General features: G+C 70.2%; 16 protein-coding genes. 7 read left to right on the plus strand and 9 right to left on the minus strand.

The features are described 5' to 3' along the window. Positions 1-8: 8 nt before the first annotated feature. On the minus strand, positions 9-1,742 hold the full coding sequence (locus tag ABD893_RS01400; RefSeq protein ID WP_345075724.1) for an MFS transporter: 1,734 nt from the start codon (positions 1,740-1,742) through the stop codon (positions 9-11). A 180-nt stretch (positions 1,743-1,922) separates the two neighbouring features. On the opposite strand from ABD893_RS01400, the gene ABD893_RS01405 reads away from it, so the two are divergent. After that, on the plus strand, positions 1,923-2,765 hold the full coding sequence (locus tag ABD893_RS01405) for an aldo/keto reductase (RefSeq protein WP_345075725.1): 843 nt from the start codon (positions 1,923-1,925) through the stop codon (positions 2,763-2,765). A 310-nt stretch (positions 2,766-3,075) separates the two neighbouring features. Here ABD893_RS01405 and ABD893_RS01410 read toward each other — a convergent pair whose 3' ends face one another. The 4 genes from ABD893_RS01410 to ABD893_RS01425 all read right to left on the minus strand — a co-directional run bounded on the left by ABD893_RS01410 (position 3,076) and on the right by ABD893_RS01425 (position 7,103). Beyond that, the gene (locus ABD893_RS01410; protein ID WP_345075726.1) at positions 3,076-3,840 is read right to left on the minus strand and encodes an iron ABC transporter ATP-binding protein; all 765 of its coding nucleotides are present in this window, start codon (positions 3,838-3,840) and stop codon (positions 3,076-3,078) included. Further along, positions 3,837-4,994, minus strand: coding sequence for an iron chelate uptake ABC transporter family permease subunit (locus ABD893_RS01415; RefSeq protein WP_345075727.1), 1,158 nt, complete (start codon positions 4,992-4,994; stop codon positions 3,837-3,839). The genes ABD893_RS01410 and ABD893_RS01415 overlap by 4 nt, the downstream gene beginning before the upstream one ends. Next, the gene (locus ABD893_RS01420; protein WP_345075728.1) at positions 4,987-5,988 is read right to left on the minus strand and encodes an ABC transporter permease; all 1,002 of its coding nucleotides are present in this window, start codon (positions 5,986-5,988) and stop codon (positions 4,987-4,989) included. Before ABD893_RS01420 ends, ABD893_RS01415 begins: the two co-directional genes overlap by 8 nt. Positions 5,989-6,092: 104 nt before the next feature. Further along, positions 6,093-7,103 carry a siderophore ABC transporter substrate-binding protein gene (locus ABD893_RS01425; RefSeq protein ID WP_345075729.1) on the minus strand — a complete coding sequence of 337 codons (1,011 nt, stop codon included), beginning with the start codon at positions 7,101-7,103 and terminating at the stop codon, positions 6,093-6,095. 303 nt (positions 7,104-7,406) lie between these two features. On the opposite strand from ABD893_RS01425, the gene ABD893_RS01430 reads away from it, so the two are divergent. After that, positions 7,407-8,447, plus strand: coding sequence for a hypothetical protein (locus ABD893_RS01430; protein ID WP_345075730.1), 1,041 nt, complete (start codon positions 7,407-7,409; stop codon positions 8,445-8,447). A 144-nt stretch (positions 8,448-8,591) separates the two neighbouring features. After that, positions 8,592-9,611, plus strand: a complete 1,020-nt coding sequence (locus ABD893_RS01435; RefSeq protein WP_345075731.1) for a nitronate monooxygenase — start codon at positions 8,592-8,594, stop codon at positions 9,609-9,611. A gap of 109 nt (positions 9,612-9,720) precedes the next feature. Here the strand turns inward: ABD893_RS01435 and ABD893_RS01440 are convergent, their stop codons facing one another. Continuing rightward, positions 9,721-10,137, minus strand: a complete 417-nt coding sequence (locus ABD893_RS01440; RefSeq protein ID WP_345075732.1) for a DoxX family membrane protein — start codon at positions 10,135-10,137, stop codon at positions 9,721-9,723. Between the two features lie 123 nt (positions 10,138-10,260). Here ABD893_RS01440 and ABD893_RS01445 point away from each other — a divergent pair, with 123 nt between their 5' ends. Next, a complete protein-coding gene (locus ABD893_RS01445) occupies positions 10,261-11,124 on the plus strand; it encodes a DMT family transporter (RefSeq protein WP_345075733.1) in 864 nt (287 codons plus the stop codon). A gap of 41 nt (positions 11,125-11,165) precedes the next feature. Here ABD893_RS01445 and ABD893_RS01450 read toward each other — a convergent pair whose 3' ends face one another. Further along, entirely contained in the window at positions 11,166-11,993 is an 828-nt protein-coding gene (locus tag ABD893_RS01450; protein WP_345075734.1) for a methyltransferase domain-containing protein, read from the minus strand. A gap of 55 nt (positions 11,994-12,048) precedes the next feature. Continuing rightward, positions 12,049-12,570: a PH domain-containing protein gene (locus ABD893_RS01455; RefSeq protein WP_345075735.1), complete on the minus strand. Its 522-nt coding sequence runs from the start codon at positions 12,568-12,570 to the stop codon at positions 12,049-12,051. A 174-nt stretch (positions 12,571-12,744) separates the two neighbouring features. Here ABD893_RS01455 and ABD893_RS01460 point away from each other — a divergent pair, with 174 nt between their 5' ends. After that, entirely contained in the window at positions 12,745-13,866 is a 1,122-nt protein-coding gene (locus tag ABD893_RS01460; RefSeq protein ID WP_345075736.1) for a hypothetical protein, read from the plus strand. Positions 13,867-13,970: 104 nt separating this feature from the next. Beyond that, on the plus strand, positions 13,971-14,837 hold the full coding sequence (locus tag ABD893_RS01465) for a hypothetical protein (RefSeq protein ID WP_345075737.1): 867 nt from the start codon (positions 13,971-13,973) through the stop codon (positions 14,835-14,837). Between the two features lie 34 nt (positions 14,838-14,871). On the opposite strand, the gene ABD893_RS01470 is transcribed toward ABD893_RS01465, so the two are convergent. Continuing rightward, positions 14,872-15,903 carry an FUSC family protein gene (locus tag ABD893_RS01470; RefSeq protein ID WP_345075738.1) on the minus strand — a complete coding sequence of 344 codons (1,032 nt, stop codon included), beginning with the start codon at positions 15,901-15,903 and terminating at the stop codon, positions 14,872-14,874. Between the two features lie 339 nt (positions 15,904-16,242). On the opposite strand from ABD893_RS01470, the gene ABD893_RS01475 reads away from it, so the two are divergent. Then, complete coding sequence (locus ABD893_RS01475) at positions 16,243-17,739, plus strand: purine-cytosine permease family protein (RefSeq protein WP_345075739.1); 1,497 nt, start codon at positions 16,243-16,245, stop codon at positions 17,737-17,739. The last annotated feature ends 78 nt before the right edge of the window (positions 17,740-17,817 follow it).

Consider the following 17,817-nt stretch of genomic DNA (forward strand, 5'->3'; position numbering starts at 1 on the left):
CGGGTCTCTCACTCTTGGCGTGCGGACCGGGCCACAGCCAGGGCGCCGACGAGGCCCAGCAGCAGGAAGCCCGCGGAGCCGGCCATCGCGATCCTGGACCCGTCGGCGAAAGCAACACCGAGCTGGTCGAGGGTGCTGCTCGCGGTGCCCTGGGTTCGCAGCTGGGTGAGGATCGATCCCGCCGAGTCGGTCAGGGCCTGGCCGTAGCGGGCGGCGTCGCCGGTGAGCGCATCGGTGCGGGCGCTGAGACCTGCCGCGAGCAGCGCTCCGGAGATCGCGGTGCCGAGTGCTGTGCCGAGCTGACGGACGGTGGACTGCGTGGCCGAGCCCTGCCCGGACTGCTCCGGGGGCACCGGGGCAAGCACGGTGGAGGTGAGCTGTGCGGAGGCGAGACCCAGGCCCAGCCCGTAGACGACCAGGGTCGCGACGAGCAGCGCGATCGGGGTGGCCGGGCCGAGAAGCAGGGCGAGCACGCCGACGCCGAGGACCTCGAGCCCGAGTCCCACCAGCACGGTGCCGGGCGCCCCGATCGCCGCGGCGAGATGCCGGGCCGCCATCCCGGAGAGGAAGGCCCCGCCCGCCATCGCCGCGAGCACCAGACCAGCCTGGAGCGTGCCCAGGGCCAGCACGTTCACCAGGTACAGCGGGAGCACGAACAGCAGACCGAACTCACCGATCGCGACGGTCCCGGCGGTGAGGTTGCCCCAGGCGAAGGCCGGCAGACGGAACAGCGACAGATCCAGCAGCACCTCGCGCCCGGCGGCGCCGCGGTGGCGCTCCCGGAGCAGGAAGGCGGCCAGGGCGAGCAGGCCCACGAGCAGGAGCACCGGGGTCAGTGAGAGGCCGACGGGCCCGTGGATCGTGAGGCCGCCGATCTCCAGCGGCGCCTTCTCCGCCCACCAGCCCAGCGTCGTCGACTCCACGATCGCGAACACGAGCGATCCGAGCGCGAGGGCGCTGAGCAGCGCACCCATCACGTCGAGGTCCCGCCGCTCCCCTCGGGGACGCGGCGCCTCCCGGGTCTCCCCCACCCAGGCGAGGGTGCCGGCGATGACCAGCAGACCGATCGGCACATTGACCAGGAAAATCCACGGCCAGGAGAACGAGCTGGTCAGCCAGCCGCCGAGCAGCGGGCCGAGGGCTGCCGCGCCCGCCATCACGGCGCCCCACACCCCGAAGGCCGCAGCGCGCTCGGAGCCGCGGAAGGTGGCATTCACGGTCGAGAGCGTCGAGGGCAGGATCAGTGCTCCGCCGACTCCCTGCAGCAGCCGGGCGGCGATCAGCGCGGCCGCTCCCCCGGCCATCGCCGCGAGCACGGAGGCGATGACGAACAGGGCCACGCCGGCCAGGAACAGCGTGCGTCGGCCGATCCGGTCGCCCAGCCGCCCGGTGATCAGCAGCAGGGCGGAGAGCACCACGGCGTAGCTGGTGGAGACCCACTGGGCGTCCGTGAGGTCCAGGTCGAGGTCGCCGATGATCGTGGGCAGCGAGACCGCGACGATCGACCCGTCGATGACGATCAGGGCGAGGCCGGCGGCGAGCACGCCGAGCGCCTTCCACCGGCGAGGGTCGGTCGAGGGGTCGGCGGGCGCTGCGCCGCGGGTGCCGGCAGGCGCTGCGGGGCCGGTGCCAGCAGGCGCTGCGGGGCGGGTGCCAGCAGGCGCTGCGGGGCCGACGGGGGTGTGAGGCGCGGAGGCGGCCGATGCGGTCGCCCCGGGACGGGTGGGGCGTGAGTTCGTCATGCCCCAAGGTTATGACAGGGCGTCAGCTCCGTCGATCCACCGAACGGTTGATCCTCGCGGCTGATCGCCGCGGCTCTGGTATCTGCGGCAGCGACCATCGCGGCGCCGCCCGTCGCGGCCTGCCGCGCTTCCGGCCTAAGGTGGGAGAGCCCATTCCCCAGGTCCTCAGGAAGGTCCTTCATGTCTGCAGCATCACCCGTCGTCCCCCTCGTGCCGTTCCACGACGGTCACTCGATCCCCCAGCTCGGCTACGGCGTGTTCAAGGTCGATCCCGCTGCCGCAGCCGAGATGACCACCACGGCGCTCGAGGCCGGATACCGCCATATCGACACCGCCAAGGCGTACGACAACGAGGAAGGCGTAGGCCGCGCGATCGCCGAGTCCGGGATCGCCCGCGAGGACCTCTTCGTCACCACGAAGCTCGCCAACGGCTCCCACGCCTTCGACGACGCGATCGCCGCCTGCGAAGCCTCGCTCGAGCAGCTCGGCCTGGACTACCTCGACCTGTACCTGATCCACTGGGCGGCCCCCTCGCAGGGTCAGTACGTCGAGGCCTGGAAGGCCCTGGTCGAGCTGCAGAAGCGCGGCCTGGTGCGCTCCATCGGCATCTCGAACTTCCCGGTCCCGCAGCTGACCGAGATCATCGAGGCGACCTCCGTGGTCCCCGTGATCCATCAGATCGAGCTGCATCCCTACTTCCAGCAGCGTGAGCTGCGCGCGGTCCATGCCGAGCACGCCATCCTCACCGAGGGGTGGGGCCCGCTGGGTCAGGGGAAGTCCGACCTGCTCGAGAACACCGTGGTCACCGGCATCGCCGAGGCGCACGGGGCGACCCCGGCCCAGGTGATCCTGGCCTGGCATCTCGCGAGCGGCTTCATCACGATCCCGAAGTCGGTCACGCCCTCCCGCATCGTGGAGAACCTCGCTGCCGCGGAGCTCGAGCTCACCGCCGACGAGGTCGCCGCGATCGACGGGCTCGACCGCGAAGACGGCCGCGGCGGAGCGGACCCGGCCGACAGGTGAGCCGCGGACGCCGACGCTGACACCACCCCGAAGTTGACGCCGCCGTGGACGCTGCTGCCCCGAGGCTGACGTCGACGCTGCCTCGATGGTGATGCCGCGGATCGGACGATTCTGAGCCACAAACAGCACGAATCTGGCTCAGAATCGCCCGATCCCGGTGCCGGGCCCGGCGGGCGGGGCGCGGTGAGGGTGGGCGGCACCGGCGGGGGCGGGGAGCTGGTTAGCCGGCCGGCCCGCGGCAGAGGGTTGGCGGGGCGCGGCGAAGGCGGGCGCGGCCGGCCCGCGACGGAGACCGGGCCGGGCGGTGGGGTCAGTAGTAGACGGCGAGGGGGCCCGTCGGCCCGTCGATGACCTGCACCGGGGTGTCGAACACGCGCGTCAGCACCTCGCCGTTCATGATCTCGCCGACGGGGCCGGCCTCGACCACTCCGCCGTTCTTCATGGCGATGATGTGGTCCGCATAGTGCGCGGCGAAGTTGATGTCGTGCAGGACCACCACGATGGTGCGGCCGAGCTCGCGGGCAGCGTCGCGCAGCCGCGCCATCATCTGCACGCTGTGGCGCATGTCGAGGTTGTTCAGCGGCTCGTCCAGCAGCACGTACTCGGTGTCCTGGGCGAGGACCATCGCGACATAGGCGCGCTGGCGCTGCCCGCCGGAGAGCTCGTCGAGATAGCGGTCCTCGAGCTCGTCGAGGTTCAGGAAGTCGATCGCCTCGGAGATCTTGTGCTCGTCGAGCCGGGTCAGGCGCCCCTTGGAGTAGGGGAAGCGACCGAAGCCCACCAGCTGGCGCACGGTGAGCCGGGTGATGAAATGGTTCTCCTGGCGCAGCACCGAGAGGATCTTGGCGAGGTCCTTCGACGCAGTCGAGGCGATGTCATATCCCGCGACCTCGATCGCGCCCTCGTCGATGCCCAGCAGGCGCCCCACCATGGTCAGCAGCGTCGACTTCCCGGCCCCGTTGGGACCCACCAGTGCGGTGACCCCGCCCGAGGGGATCTGCGTGGTGACCGGCCCGATCACGACGTTCCCCGAGGTGGAGGTGTACTGCTTCCGCACTGCATCGATGGTGATCACAGGCGCCCCTTCCGCATGATGACGATGAGGAACACGGTTCCTCCGACGAGTTCGATGATGATCGAGACGACGCCCTGCGCGTAGAACACGTGGTTCATGACGAAGTACGCGCCGGCGAGGACCACGAAGGCGGTCAGCGCCCCGATCGGGAACAGCAGGCGATGGTCATGAGTGCCCGCGAGCTGGTACGCGAGGGTCGCCACGAGGAAGCCGAAGAAGGTCATCGGGCCCACCAGGGCGGTGGAGACCGCCATCAGCACCGAAACCAGCACCAGCATGTAGATGGTCTGGCGGCCATGATCGACCCCGACATTGATGCAGACGTCCCGGCCCAGCGAGATGACGTTGAGCTTGCGGGCGTTCAGCCAGATCAGCAGGCCTGCCACCACGATCAGCGGGATCGCGAACGGCAGGTACTCGACGCTGGCGTTGGTCACCGAGCCGAAGAGCCGGGCGGTGAGCACATCGAACTCGCTCGGGGTGAGCAGGCGCTGCATGAAGGTCGAGACCGCCCCCATGCCACCGCCGATGATGATGCCCACCAGCAGCATCACCTGGATGTTCGCGTACTTGCCGCGCAGCAGCCAGCCGTACAGCAGCACCGACAGACCCACCATCAGCGCGACCTGCACCAGGAACTGGCCGGTGCCCTGCAGCGCGACCACCCCGGCCACCCCGAAGACGTACACGGAGGCGGTCTGGATCACGGTGTAGAGGGACTCGAACCCCATGATCGAGGGGGTGATGATGCGGTTGCTGGTGACCGTCTGGAAGGTGATCGTGGCGATCGACTGGCAGAACGCGACCACCGCCATCACGATCAGGGAGGTCACGCGCATCTCGGCGATCAGCCAGAAGCCGCGCGAACCGACCGGCATCGGGTTGTCGGCGGCCAGCAGCCCCACGGCGAAGCCGACGGCCAGCAGCACCAGCACGCCGAGCACGATCCAATAGCGGCGCCGGGACTTCGCGTCACGGAAGGCGCCGGAGCTGCTGCGGGTGCTGCGCGGAGCGCCGATCACCTCGAGATCGCCGACCAGATCTGCCGGAGAGGTGCTGATCGTCGCGCTCGGCGCCTCGGTGTCGACCATGCCCAGTCGGCGATCGCCGTGAGACTGCGCGAGCGGCGGAGTGGTGGGGGTGCGCTCAGCCATGTCGACGCCGCCTCAGCAGCAGGGCGATGAAGACGACCGCTCCCACGATCCCCAGGATCAGGGAGACGGGGACCTCGAAGGGCATGATGATGGTGCGGCCGATGAGGTCGCAGACGGTGACGATCGCGATGCCGAGCAGGCACACCCAGGGCAGGTTCGAGCGCAGGTCATCACCGCGGACCATCGAGACCACATTGGGCACGATCAGTCCCAGGAACGGCAGGTTGCCCACCACCACGGTGACCACTCCGGTGGCGATCGCGACCAGGGCAGTGCCCAGCAGCAGCACCCGCTGGTAGTTCACGCCGACGTTGGTGGCGATGTCCTCGCCGAGGCCGACGACGGTGAGGCGGTCGGCCACGATGAAGACGGCGATGCCGACCAGCAGCACGATCCACAGCACCTCGTAGCTGCCGCGCAGCACCGAGGTGAAGGAACCGGCGAACCAGACCCCGAGGTTCTGCAGCGCATCGAACTGGAGCGCCACGAAGGTGGAGACGGAGCCGACGACGGCACCGAGCATGAGGCCGATGATCGGCACGATCAGCGAGCTGCGCAGGGTGACCTTCCGCAGGAACAGGAAGAACACCATCGTCCCCACGAAGGAGAAGATGATCGCGACCGTCATCTTGGTCAGCAGTCCCGCCCCCGGCACGAAGATCATCACCAGGATCAGGCCCAGCCCTGCCCACTCGGTGGTGCCGGTGGTCGAGGGCTCCACGAAGCGGTTCTGCGTCATCAGCTGCATGATCAGGCCCGACATCGCCATGGCCGCACCGGCGAGCACCAGGGCGATGGTGCGGGGGATGCGGGTGATGGCGAACATCTCCGCACCGTCGTCGGCCCCGAAGATGTCGTAGACGCCGGTGAAGAGCGAGACGACGAGCAGCAGCGCGACCGCCGCGATGCCGATCAGGAGCTTGCCGTCGATCAGCCGTTCACGACCGCGGCGCCGCTGCGGGGGCGACGCGGTGGTGAGCGAGGGAGTGGTCATCAGTTCTCCAGGGAGGGGCAGGGAGGCGGGAGCACGCACCGAACGGCGGGCGGGACCTCGTCGGTCCTGCCCGCCGCACGGTGGTCAGCGCTGGGAGACGTGGCTCAGGCCTTGGCCTCGAGCGCGTCGGCCAGCGCGGTGAAGAACTCCGTGTAGGTCTGGATCGACTCGTTGGTGTAGGTGTCCGCGGGCATGTAGACGATGTTCCCCTCAGCCACTGCCGTCACTCCGGTGAGCGCCTCGGAGGAGGTCAGCAGCTCATTGGCGGGCTTGTACTCCGGGTCGTCGGCGGAGACGGCCGCATCGCGGTCCATCACCAGGATCCAGTCCGGGTTCGAGGAGGCGATCGCCTCGACGGAGATGTCATCGCCCTGGTGGTCATCGCTCGCGCCCTCGACCTCGAGCGCGGGCACCAGCTCGAGCGCCTCGAAGGCCCAGCCCAGGGTGCGGCCCTTGCCGGGAGCGATGTAGCCGATCTCGCCGCCGGAGGTGTTCACGGCCATGACGGTGTCCGAGCCGTTGTAGGCGGCGGTCACGCGCTCCATGGCGGCATCGAGGTCGGTGGCGAGCTGCTCGGCCTCGGACTGCTTGCCGAAGACCTCTCCGAGCACGGCGACCTGGCGCTTGAGCTCGTCCCCGAAGGGCTGGTCATCGCGCGGGTCGAGCTCGAGGATGGTGGCGTCGGGCGCGAACTTCACGAAGTCGTCGTGGAAGTCAGCGAAGCGCTGACCGTTGATGATCAGGGTCGGCTCGGCGGCGACGACGGCCTCGAGATCGGGCTCGCGGTGATTGCCGAGGTCGATGATCGACTCGTCATCCTTGTACGGATTCGTCGAGGGCATCAGGGTGCGCGCGGCGGCGGTGAGGGTGACTCCCCAGTCCGCGAGAGTCTCGAAGGTGCGGTTGTCCGTGGCGACCACGGACTTCGGCGGGGTCTGCACGCTCTGCGGGCCGTTGTTGTCCTCGATCTCGACGGTGCTGGCCTCGGCGCCGCTCTCGTCGCTGCCAGCGCCTGCGTCCGTCTCACCCGCGGCGGAGCCGCAGGCGGAGAGGACCAGGCCGAGGGCACCGGCCGTGGACAGGGCGCCGAAGTGGCGGCGGGTGAAGGAGGTCATGGGAAGGCTCTCTCTCGGCAGCTGCGGGGACCCGTTGCGGGCACCCCGCGGAGGGACTCTACTGAGGCTAGCCTCACCTGGTCCGTTTACGCCACTCGAGTCTTGCGATATTCCGCAGATCTTGTGTGATCGTCGGCACCCCCGCTCTCAGAACGACGTTCAGTGGAGGTCTGGCGGGACGCTGATCGCTCGGGCATCCCGCAGATCTCCCAGCCCCGGAGCGCCACTGCGGGACCACTAGGGTGGACCCCGGCGCCGCGGGGGGAGCGTGCGCCGATGACGGCAGGGCTCCGAGGGGGAACCATGAACGACCGCACCGGTGGACCCGGTCCGCAGCTGCCGGACTTCCGGGGTGGTGGCGCAGGCGGCGCACCTCAGCTGCCCGACTTCTCGGGCGGCACGGGCGGACCGGCCGGGCCCGGCGGGCTTGGCGGGTCAAGCGGGGCTGGCGGGGCTGGCGGGGCTGGTGGACCCGGCGGATTTGGCGGGCCAGGCGGGCGAAACGGGCCCGACGGGCCTGACGGAGGCAGCGGCAGAGGCGGCGGGAAGGGCCCGCTGCTCGCGCTGCTGCTGGGCGGCGCCGGTTTCCTCGTGGTGGTGATCGCCATCGTCGCCCTGGTGCTCTCCCAGACCGTCTTCTCGACCACCCCGGAGGAGCCCACCGCTGGCGGGAGCACCACCGCCACCGAGCCCGAGGAGACCGAGGGGTCCCGCTCCCCCGAGTACGTGCCGACCCAGGAGCAGACGGAGGAGGACGGCGGCGAGATCATCTTCGTCGAGCAGCCCACGGTCGACTGCACCATCCACGACAACACCGTGGAGACCGAGCAGGTCGAGGGCGTGGTGCGAGGGGGCGGCCTCGAGTTCCCGCACCTCGAGGGCTGGGAGGTCGGCGCGGACTGGAGCGGCTCGAGCGCCTACACGACGGACCAGAGCTCTGCCTATCAGCCCGTCGAGAACGGCTGGTACGCAGTCGCCTCCGTCGGCGCTATCGAGTTCCCTGCGGAGGAGGGCGGTTATCCCGGTGCGCAGGAGACCGCCCGCGCGCTCTTCCAGTGCGGACTCAGCCGGGAAGAGGTCAAGGAGATCTACGACGACCCGGCCGAGCTGAAGAACTACCGCGAGGAGCAGACCACGGTCGACGGCCACCCGGCCTGGATCGTCAGCGCCGACGTGCAGCTCTCGGAGCTCGCGCTGTTCCACACCACCGAGGCCTGGCGGCTGACGGTGATCGTCGTGGACACCCCGAACGGCCCGGCCGCCTTCGACGGGGGTGCGGCCCTCGGTCACGAGCAGCAGGTCGCGGACCTCGAGACGATGATCGAGGGCCTGCGGGTGCTCTGAGGCTGGTCCCCGCCATCCCCCGACGGCAGTTCAGACCAGGGTTCAGTCGTTGCCGCAAGGAATACGCTGACGGGATCGCCGCGCAGGGGAAGCTCCGCGACCCTGCGTGGTGCCGACCGCTCCACCGAGGACAGGAACGCGCGCATGACTGCTCCGCTGCTCGACTCACCACTGCCGATCGTCGCGGCACCGATGGCCGGCGGCCCCTCGACGATCGCCCTCGCCCGCGCGGTCGCCTCTGCCGGCGCGTTCCCCTTCCTCCCCGGCGGCTACAAGACTCCCGACGCGCTGGCCGGGGAGATCGACCAGGTCCGCCGCATCGGCACCGAGTTCGGGGTCAACCTGTTCGTTCCCTCCCATGCCGAGGTGGACGACGCCGAGTTCGCCGCATATGCGGACGAGCTGACAGCAGAGGCCGCCGCGCACGGCCTCGAGCTCGATCCGACACCGGTGGTCGACGATGACGGGTGGCGGGACAAGCTCGCGCTGCTGATCACCGACCCGGTCCCGGTGGTCTCGCTGATGTTCGGCCTGCCCGACCCCGCGGACATCGCCGCATTGCAGAAGGTGGGAACCCGTGTGCTGGCCACCGTGACGAATGCAGGGGAGGCGCGCCGGGCCCACGAGGCCGGCGTGGACGGGCTCGTGGTGCAGGGAGCCGCGGCAGGCGGGCACAGCGCGATCTTCGATCCCGCTCAGGATCCCGAGCCGATCGCCACCGACACGCTGGTCCGGCGCGTGCTCGAGGCCGTCGACCTGCCGGTGATCGCCGGTGGCGGCGTGAACGGCCCGCACGCGGTGCGTCAGCTGCTGGACGCCGGAGCGCAGGCTGTCGTCGTGGGCACGATGCTGCTGCGCACCGACGAGGCCGGCACCTCTCCCACCCACAGGAGCGCACTCGGAGACCCCGCGTTCACCGAGACCGTCCTCACCCGGGCCTTCACCGGCCGACCGGCCCGCTCGCTGCGCAACGGGTTCACCGATCGGCACCCTCGAGGCATCACCGCCAACCCGGCCGTTCATCACCTCACCCGTGCCCTGCGCCAGGCCGCTGGCAGGAGCGGTGACACCGACCGGATGCATCTGTGGGCCGGCACCGGATGGCGCAGCGCCACTACCGGCTCCGCCGCCGACGTCATCCGCCAGCTCGCCGAAGGCGCCTGACGAGGGGCGTCCCCCTGGATCCAGAACCGGCAGGGCGCACGCCCCCTCAGCCCGACCGGCTGTGGAGCGTGCGCCCTGGGGGTCGTCGACCCCCTCGGGGGCGAGGGGTTCAGGCCTTGGCGGACTTCCCGTTCTGGGAGAGGACCAGCGCGGCGGCGATCGCGAGCAGCCAGCTGTCCTTCGCGACCGCGGTGCCGTCCTGGCTCGGGCGGACGCCGTCGGCCTCGGTCATGCCGGGGGTGCGCAGGTACATCGAGACCATCGAGCCGGAGAATGCGGCGAGGCCCAGGCCTGCCACCTTGGTGGGCACGAAGGGCAGCAGCAGGGCGGCGCCCACCGCGATCTCGCCGTAGCTGAGGAACTTCGCGAACTGCTCGGGGGTGAGCTTGCCGAGCGGCGGCACGCCCTGCGCGGCCATGCCCTGCATGTGCGCGGCGGTCTGCGGATCCATGCCGAGCTTGCCGATGCCCGAGTTGAGGATGAAGGCGCCGGGGACGGCGCGCAGGATGGCAGTGCTGAGAGCCATGGGAGTGCCTTTCAGAGAGTATGTTTTCGTTTTCAACTATAGGTGTGTCGGGTGGGACTGTCGACCCCTCCCGGCTCTCAGCCAGGAGACTGTGACGATGCACATTCTGCTCCCCTGCTCCCGATGAGCACATCCGTCCTTGCCCTGGTGCTCGTGGCAGCGTTCTGCCACGCGCTGTGGAACCTCGCGGCAAAGCGCGTGGACACCGACGGCTTCACCTTCGTGTGGAGCTACAACCTGGCGTCCGTGGTGCTGTGGACACCGCTGGCGTTCTTTGCACTGATTCGCGCTGACCTCGGGCTCTCCCCCGCCCTGCTGGTGGCGCCGCTCATCTCCGGGGTGCTCCACATCGCCTACCAGCTCACCCTCCAGACCGGATATGCCCGGGCCGATCTCGGCGTCGTGTACCCGGTCGCGCGAGGGGTCGGTCCGGTGCTGAGCATGGCGGTCGCGATCCTGGTGCTCGGGGAGCGTCCGAGCTGGGCAGCCGCGCTCGGGGCGCTGACGGTGATCGCCGGGATCGTGGTGGTGGCCACCGGCCGCTCCGGCTCGGGCCGCCAGGGGGTCCGCACCGGCATGGCCTGGGGCGCCATGACCGGCGTCGCGATCGCCGCCTACACCCTGTGGGACAGCATCAGCGTGACCACCTTCGGACTGCCACCGGCCACATACTTCGTGATCAGCTGCCTGTGGCAGGTGGTGCTGATGACGCCGACGCTCCTGCGGCGGCACCGCGAACGGCTGAGCCCGGTGCTGCGTGCTCGGTGGCGCGAGATCGCGACGGTCGCCGTGCTGTCCCCGCTGGCCTATGTGCTGGTCCTGGAGGCGATGCGCACCGCGCCGGTGTCGCTGGTGGCGCCCGCCCGAGAATCGAGCATCGTGGTGGGCTCCCTGCTGGCGTGGTGGCTGTTCAAGGAGCCGGATCCGCTGCGACGGCTGCTGGGCGCGGGGATCGTGCTGGGAGGGATCGTGCTGATCACGCTCTGAACCGTGCGCGGCTCACGCTCTTCACCTCGCGCGGCGAGCACTCAGACCCGGGCGATGATCTCCGCGTGGAGCAGGTTGAACCAGCCGTCAGGATCGGCGGCCCAGCGCCGGAACTCCTGGGCGATCTGCTCCCGTTCTACCGCATCCGCCCAGCCCTCCCGCTCGAGCTGCTGCGCGAACGGGGGTGAGGTGATCCGTCCCGACCAGCTCGCGGCCCAGCTCTCCCGCTCCAGCGCCGTGGCGTAGAGCAGCGTCGAGGTGCTCGGCGTGACGTCGGTGAAGCCTGCCTCGTGCGCCCAGGCCAGCAGCCGTCGGCCGGCGTCCGGGGTGCCGTCGTTGGCGCGGGCGGCGCGCAGGTACAGCTCGAGCCAGCGATCCAGCCCCGGCAGCGCGGGCCACCAGCGGAAGCCCTCGTAGTCGCTGTCCCGCACCGCGACGATCCCGCCCGGACGCGTGACGCGGCGGAACTCGGCGAGGGCCTGCACCGGGCCGGGCACGTGCTGGAGCACCTGATGGGCGTGGACCACGTCGAAGGTGCTCTCGGCGAAGGGCAGCGCGTGCGCATCCCCGACCACCACGTCGACGCGTCCCAGCCCCTGGGCTGCGAGCTCCGTGCGCGTGATGGCGGCGGCATCCTCGGTGACCTCCAAGGCAGTCACCTGCTCGGGGCCGACGATCCGGGCGAGGCCCGCGGTGATCGTGCCGGCCCCGCTGCCCACGTCCAGCAGGCGCATGCCCTCGCGCAACTGCGGCAGCAGGTGTGCTGCGGAGTTCTCGGCGGTGCGGTGGCGGTGGCTGTTCAGCACCGCGGCGCCATAGCCGTGGGTGTAGGCGGGGAGCTTCGGAGGTTCTGCAACGTGCTCTGACATGCTCCGGGAGCCTACGCGGACCGGCCGCTGCGATCACGGCTCTCCCACCCACCGGTCAGCGCGGCGGAGCACCGCCGGCGACCAGGTGCTGGAGCAGTCCGAGGACCTCCTGGGTCCGCGTCCACTCGCTGATCTTCATGGTGATGTCCTTGCCGTGGCGCACTTGCACCCGGAACCTCCCCGACAGCAGTCGCTTCTCGATCTCTGCGCCGACGATCTCCGTCGCGGGGGCTTCCTCGAGGATCGTCCAGCCGCGGAATCGGTCCATCACGTGCAGCACCCTGCGGTCGGTGACGATCAGCAGCGGGAAGGTGTCGGAGCGCAACGCTCCCACCGCGACGTCGTGCACCGTCTCGTCCGGGTGCAGCACCTGCTGCGGCAGGTTCGCATCCGCCGCGCGGAACCTCAGCCCGTGGTTGCGGGCCATCGCCTCCCGGTACGTCCGCTCCGCCCGGTCACCCGTCGAGCTCTCGGCGTACGCCCGGGCCATGACGGCATCGGCGTCCGGGCCGTGCGTCTCCCGGACCGACCTCTGCAGCTCAGCCGCCTCACGGTATCGATCGAGTCTCTTCCCCATAGGGCGAGCCTACGGTCCGCCGGATCGACATGCACGAGCGCCTCTCTGGGCAGGGCGATGGGGAGTCCTCCCCATCGTGCAACCGCCGCGTGCGCCCTAGGGTGTTCCTGACGTGGGACGAGCGGGGCTTGCAGCCTCCGCCCCGGGGACCGGCCAGGACACGAGGGGACAGGCATGAGCGGCTTCTACGGCGCTGACACCAGTCAGCTGCGCGATCACTCCGCACTGCTGCGCGCCAGGGCGACCGCGATCGGCGAGCTGCGGGGGCGCCTCGAACCAGCGGTCATGGACGAGAGCATCTGGCAGGGACCCGATGCAGACTCGTTCCGTGCCCAGTGGAGCTCCCGCACCGCGGCGCTCTTCGACGAGGTCACCTCGGAGGTCACCCATCATGGCAGCGAGCTCGAACGCCACGCCGAAGAGCAGGACGAGGCCTCTGACGGCGACTCCGCCGGCTCCGGCGGCAGCCAGGGCACGGGAAGCGGCGAGGGCAGCGGCGAGGGGGAGGGCTCCTGGCTCGACCGCCTCCTCGGCGGCGTGAATGACGGCCTCGGCGTCTTCAACACGCTCCAGAAGGCCTTCAGCAGCAACAAGAAGGTCTGGGACATCATGCGGGTCATCGACCGCTCCACGGACTTCATCGACGGCGCCGAGGACATCTTCCAGCTCGCCGCCGGCACCTGGAAGTACGGCAAGGACATCACCGACTCCGTCTTCAGCGTCGGCTCCGAGTTCAGCGGCCTGGCGAAGAAGCTCATCGGCCAGCTCCCCTTCAACGTCCCCACCGGCCTCGGGAACAAGAACCTCTTCGGCTGGGTGGACGACGCCGCCGGCAAGCTCTCGAAGGTCGCGCCGTTCCTCGACGACGTCGCCCCCTTCCTCGGCAAAGCGCTCCCGGCGCTGGACGTGATCACGGGTGGATGGCAGATGGTCGACGGGATCAAGAACGGCGACACCTTCAGTGCGATCACCGGAGGTGCGAGCGCCGTCGGTGGCGGGCTGATGCTGGCGGGCGGCGCACTGTCCGCCACCGGCGTCGGTGCCGTCATCGGCGGGCCGCTGGTCGCGGCCGGCGCGATCATCTCCGGTGGCGCTGCCCTCGCCGACGTCGGCAAGCTGGTCTACGACAACTGGGACACGATCTCCTCCACGGCCGCGGACGCCTGGGGCGCCACGACCGATTTCGTCGGCGACACCGCCGGTGCGGTCTCCGAAGGCGTGGGGAACGTCGTCGACTCCGTCAGCGATGGCATCTCCGGAGCAGTCGACGGCCTGGCCGACGCCCTGCCGTGGTGAGCCTCCCCATGAGAGCCTGAACCCGCCCGCCGACACCCCGTGAGCACCACCGAATCGGTCCGTCCGCCGCGACGACCCCTCCACCCCCAGGGAGCCGACCCCGCATGAGCGAATCAGCCCAGACCTCACCCTCAGCACCGTCCATCACCGAGCGCGACATGCTCGGCGCGATGGAGGTGCTGGCCACGACCGCGCCCGAGCCGGACGTCTTCCTCACCCTCACCGACGAGGAGATCATGGGACTCGACGGCGCCTCCGCCCTCGAGATCCTGGGCAGCCCGTATCTGAGCCAGGACATGGTCGATGAGACGTCCTCGGCCGCTGCCGCGCTGCGCTCGCTCACCGCTCGCGGGCTGGTCCGTCCCGGCGCCGAGAGCGTCGAGGACGAGGGCAGGATCGTCTCCGGACCGGCCGACGGCGAGCGCCGTCCGGTGCAGCTGGATCGTCGACTGGCCGGGGTGGTCACGCTTCGGCGCATCCCGGAGGCGATGGTCACCACGACTCGCACGCTCAACGGCGGCTCGACGACCCTCGCCCACTACCTCTTCCCGCGCGGCGGGACCCTCGAGGAGTTCATCTCCGTTGACGGATTCCACCACTTCAGCGTCCCCGACCTGGGCTCGGTCCCACGCCGGATCCTGAAGTTCGTGGACCCGTTCGAAGCGGCCGGCCAGGACGGCGAGCCGGAGACCACCACCCGTGCAGAGGCCGGATCCACCTTCGACGCGGCCTACACCAGGTCGCTGTCCGTCCTCACCGCGGTCACGGACGGCGCCGGGCGGCAGGCCACGATCGTGGCCACCTCCGACCGGGTCCGAGTGCTCGACGACGGCCCGCTCGGGGAGGAGCCCTCCGCCGACGACGAGCTGCAGATCTCCGACGTCTCCGCCCAGACCCTGCTCAGCGTGATCGACGTGATGATTCCCCGCGCCTTCGACGACGACGAGCCGGAGGCGTCCCCAGGCAGCTGACGAGCTGGCGACATTCGGAGGGAAGGCGCGGGGCTCAGCCTTCGACGGCTGGCGCGCGCCGCGCTGACCGGCGGTTCCACAGCGCCGCCGCGATCACCACCGCGATACCGACGACCACACCGATCGCGGTCTCCAGGACGCGCGCCTCGAGCGTCGGCCCCACCGGCTGCGGATGCGCCAGCTGCACCATCAGCAGCGCGAGCGGGGTGATGAACAGCAGGGCGAAGGCATAGTTGCGCAGCACGTACAGCTCGGCGATGAACTGCAGCACCACGATCCACACCACCAGCTGCCATGGCTCGGCGGGAAAGGACAGGAGGAAGGCGGTGGTGACCACGCCGAGGGTCGTGCCGACCACGCGGTGCAGCCCACGTTCGATCTGCAGAGTCCGACCGGGGGCGGCGAGCAGGGCGATCGCGGCGATCTGCGCCCAGTACGGGAAAGGCAGTCCCGACGCGAGGCCGAGCATGCCGGCGAGCGCAGCGGCCACCGCGAAGCGACCGAACTCCATGCCCAGCTGGGCCCGGGTCCAGGTCTCCATCGCGGGACGCACCTCGGCCCCCGGGTGCCGCTCCCCCGCCCAGTGTCCGAGCAGCCCGAGCACGACGCACAGGCTCGCACAGGAGCCGGCGAACAGGAAAGCGACCCAGACCGGTGCGGCCGGCGGCGCTGCCGCCACTGCCGCGACCGCGAACAGCGGGAAGACCGCCCCGCCCGGCTTGAGCCCGCGGGCGAGCACGAAGGTGGCGCTCAGCCCGGCGACCACGGCACCTACCAGCAGAGCCGTCCAGGACTCCGCGAGCGGAGGCATCCGCTCACCGAGCTGAGCGAGAGCCGCCCCGAGCGTCACACAGATCGTGAGCATCGCGGCGGCGAGCGACTGGCGCCGGAACCGCAGCCGGGTGGGCTCATATCTCGAGTAGATGCCCGTGAACGCACCGAACCCGGCGTACATCGCCCACTCGGTCCGGTCCGTCAGCAGCAGCACGGCCATCGGGATCGCCAGTCCGACTGCGATGCGCAGGGCCGGGATGTGGTCCACACGGCTCGGCCCGAGACTCACCATCCTCCGGGATGCGGCCTGGATCCGAGAGGGCAACGACGGCACGGGACTCCTTCCGGGGCGGCGCTGCGGGCACCCGCAGTCCGTCCCTGCGCTGGTGGCGGTGATCATCAGAAGGCGCTGCGAGACCGCGCTCATCAGGACTCGGAGGGCTCGAAGGCCTGGGCGACTGGAGCGGCTGCGGTGCGGGGCCTCCCGGGTCGTGCGCGCACGACCTGCTCCACCATATTCCTGCTCTCACAGGAGGTCACCCCTGGTCTGCTCACACTCGTGGGAGAATTCACGGCAGTCCTCGCCTTCCCGTCGTCCGACCCACGTCGGACCCCTCCTCCCGGAGCAGCCATGACTTCCCCTGAGAGCAGCCCCGCCCCCGTCGGCGGCGCCGGCGTCATCGAGACCGCCGGTATCGAGATCATCGCGGAATCCGAACGCGTCGCGAAGCCGCGCGATCTGGTCTGGCCCTGGTTCGCCGCGAACGTCTCCGTGTTCGGCATGAGCTACGGCTCCTACCTGCTCGGCTTCGGCATCAGCTTCGTGCAGGCCACGATCGTGGCGGTCATCGGCATCATCGTCAGCTTCCTGCTGTGCGGCCTGGTCGCGATCGCCGGCAAGCGCGGCAGCGCCCCGACGATGGTGCTCTCCCGCGCGGCCTTCGGCGTGCACGGCCAGAAGGTGCCCGGGATCGTCTCCTGGCTGACCTCGATCGGCTGGGAGACCTCGCTCGCGATCTCCGCGGTGCTCGCCACCGCGACCGTGTTCGATGTGCTGGGCCTCGCCTCCGGGCAGGCGGTCACCGTGATCGCCGCGATCCTGATCGCCGCCCTGATCGTGGGCGCGAGCGTGCTCGGCTATCACACGATCATGAAGCTCCAGTCGATCCTGACCTGGGCGACCGGCGCGATGACGATCCTGTTCATGATCCTCACGATCCCCCACATCGACCTCGACGCCGTGCTCTCCGCCCCCTCAGGCTCCCCGCAGGCGATGATCGGCGCACTGGTGATGGTGATGACCGGCTTCGGGCTGGGCTGGATCAACATCGCCGCGGACTGGTCGCGCTACCAGAAGCGCACCGCGTCCGATGGCTCGATCGTGCTGTGGAATACGGTGGGAGGCGCCGCGGCGCCGGTGGTGCTGGTGATCTTCGGGCTGCTGCTGGCCGGGTCCGACGAGGGGCTCGCCGGCGCGATCGAGGGCGACCCGATCGGTGCGCTGGTGACGATCCTGCCGCTGTGGGCGCTGATCCCCTTCTGGATCGTCGCGGTGCTGACCCTGGTCTCCGGCGCGGTGCTGGGCATCTACTCCTCCGGCCTCACCCTGATCAGCCTCGGGATCCGCATTCCCCGCCCGGCCGCCGCCGCGGTCGACGGGCTGATCCTCACCGCCGGCACCATCTGGGTGGCGTTCTTCGCGACCAGCTTCATCGGCCCGTTCCAGAGCTTCCTGATCACCCTCGGCGTGCCGATCGCGGCCTGGGCCGGGATCCTGATCGCCGACATCCTCACCCGCCGCGCCGACTACGACGAGAAGGCCCTGTTCGATCCCGCTGGCCGCTACGGCGCCTTCGACTGGACCTCGATCATCACCATGGTGGTCGCCTCGATCCTGGGCTGGGGCCTGGTCGTGAACGGCTTCACCGAGGACGCCCCGTGGAACAACTGGCAGGGCTACCTGCTCGAGCCGCTGGGCCTGGGCACCTACGTCGAGACGGCCGACGGCTCCCTCTGGTTGGGCAACTGGGCGTACTCCAACATCGGCGTGCTGCTCGCGCTGGTGCTCGGCTTCGGCGTGACCTGGTTCGCCCGGCGCGGGAAGATCCGCCGCCAGGAGCAGCGCTGAGCTGACCGGCGGGGTGGTGGGCGCTCAGCACCGAGCACCGAGCCTCTCCTCCGACTGATGGTCGAGTACGGGCGGTAT

The sequence above is a fragment of the Brachybacterium paraconglomeratum genome, assembly GCF_039541415.1.
GTDB lineage: Bacteria > Actinomycetota > Actinomycetes > Actinomycetales > Dermabacteraceae > Brachybacterium > Brachybacterium paraconglomeratum_A.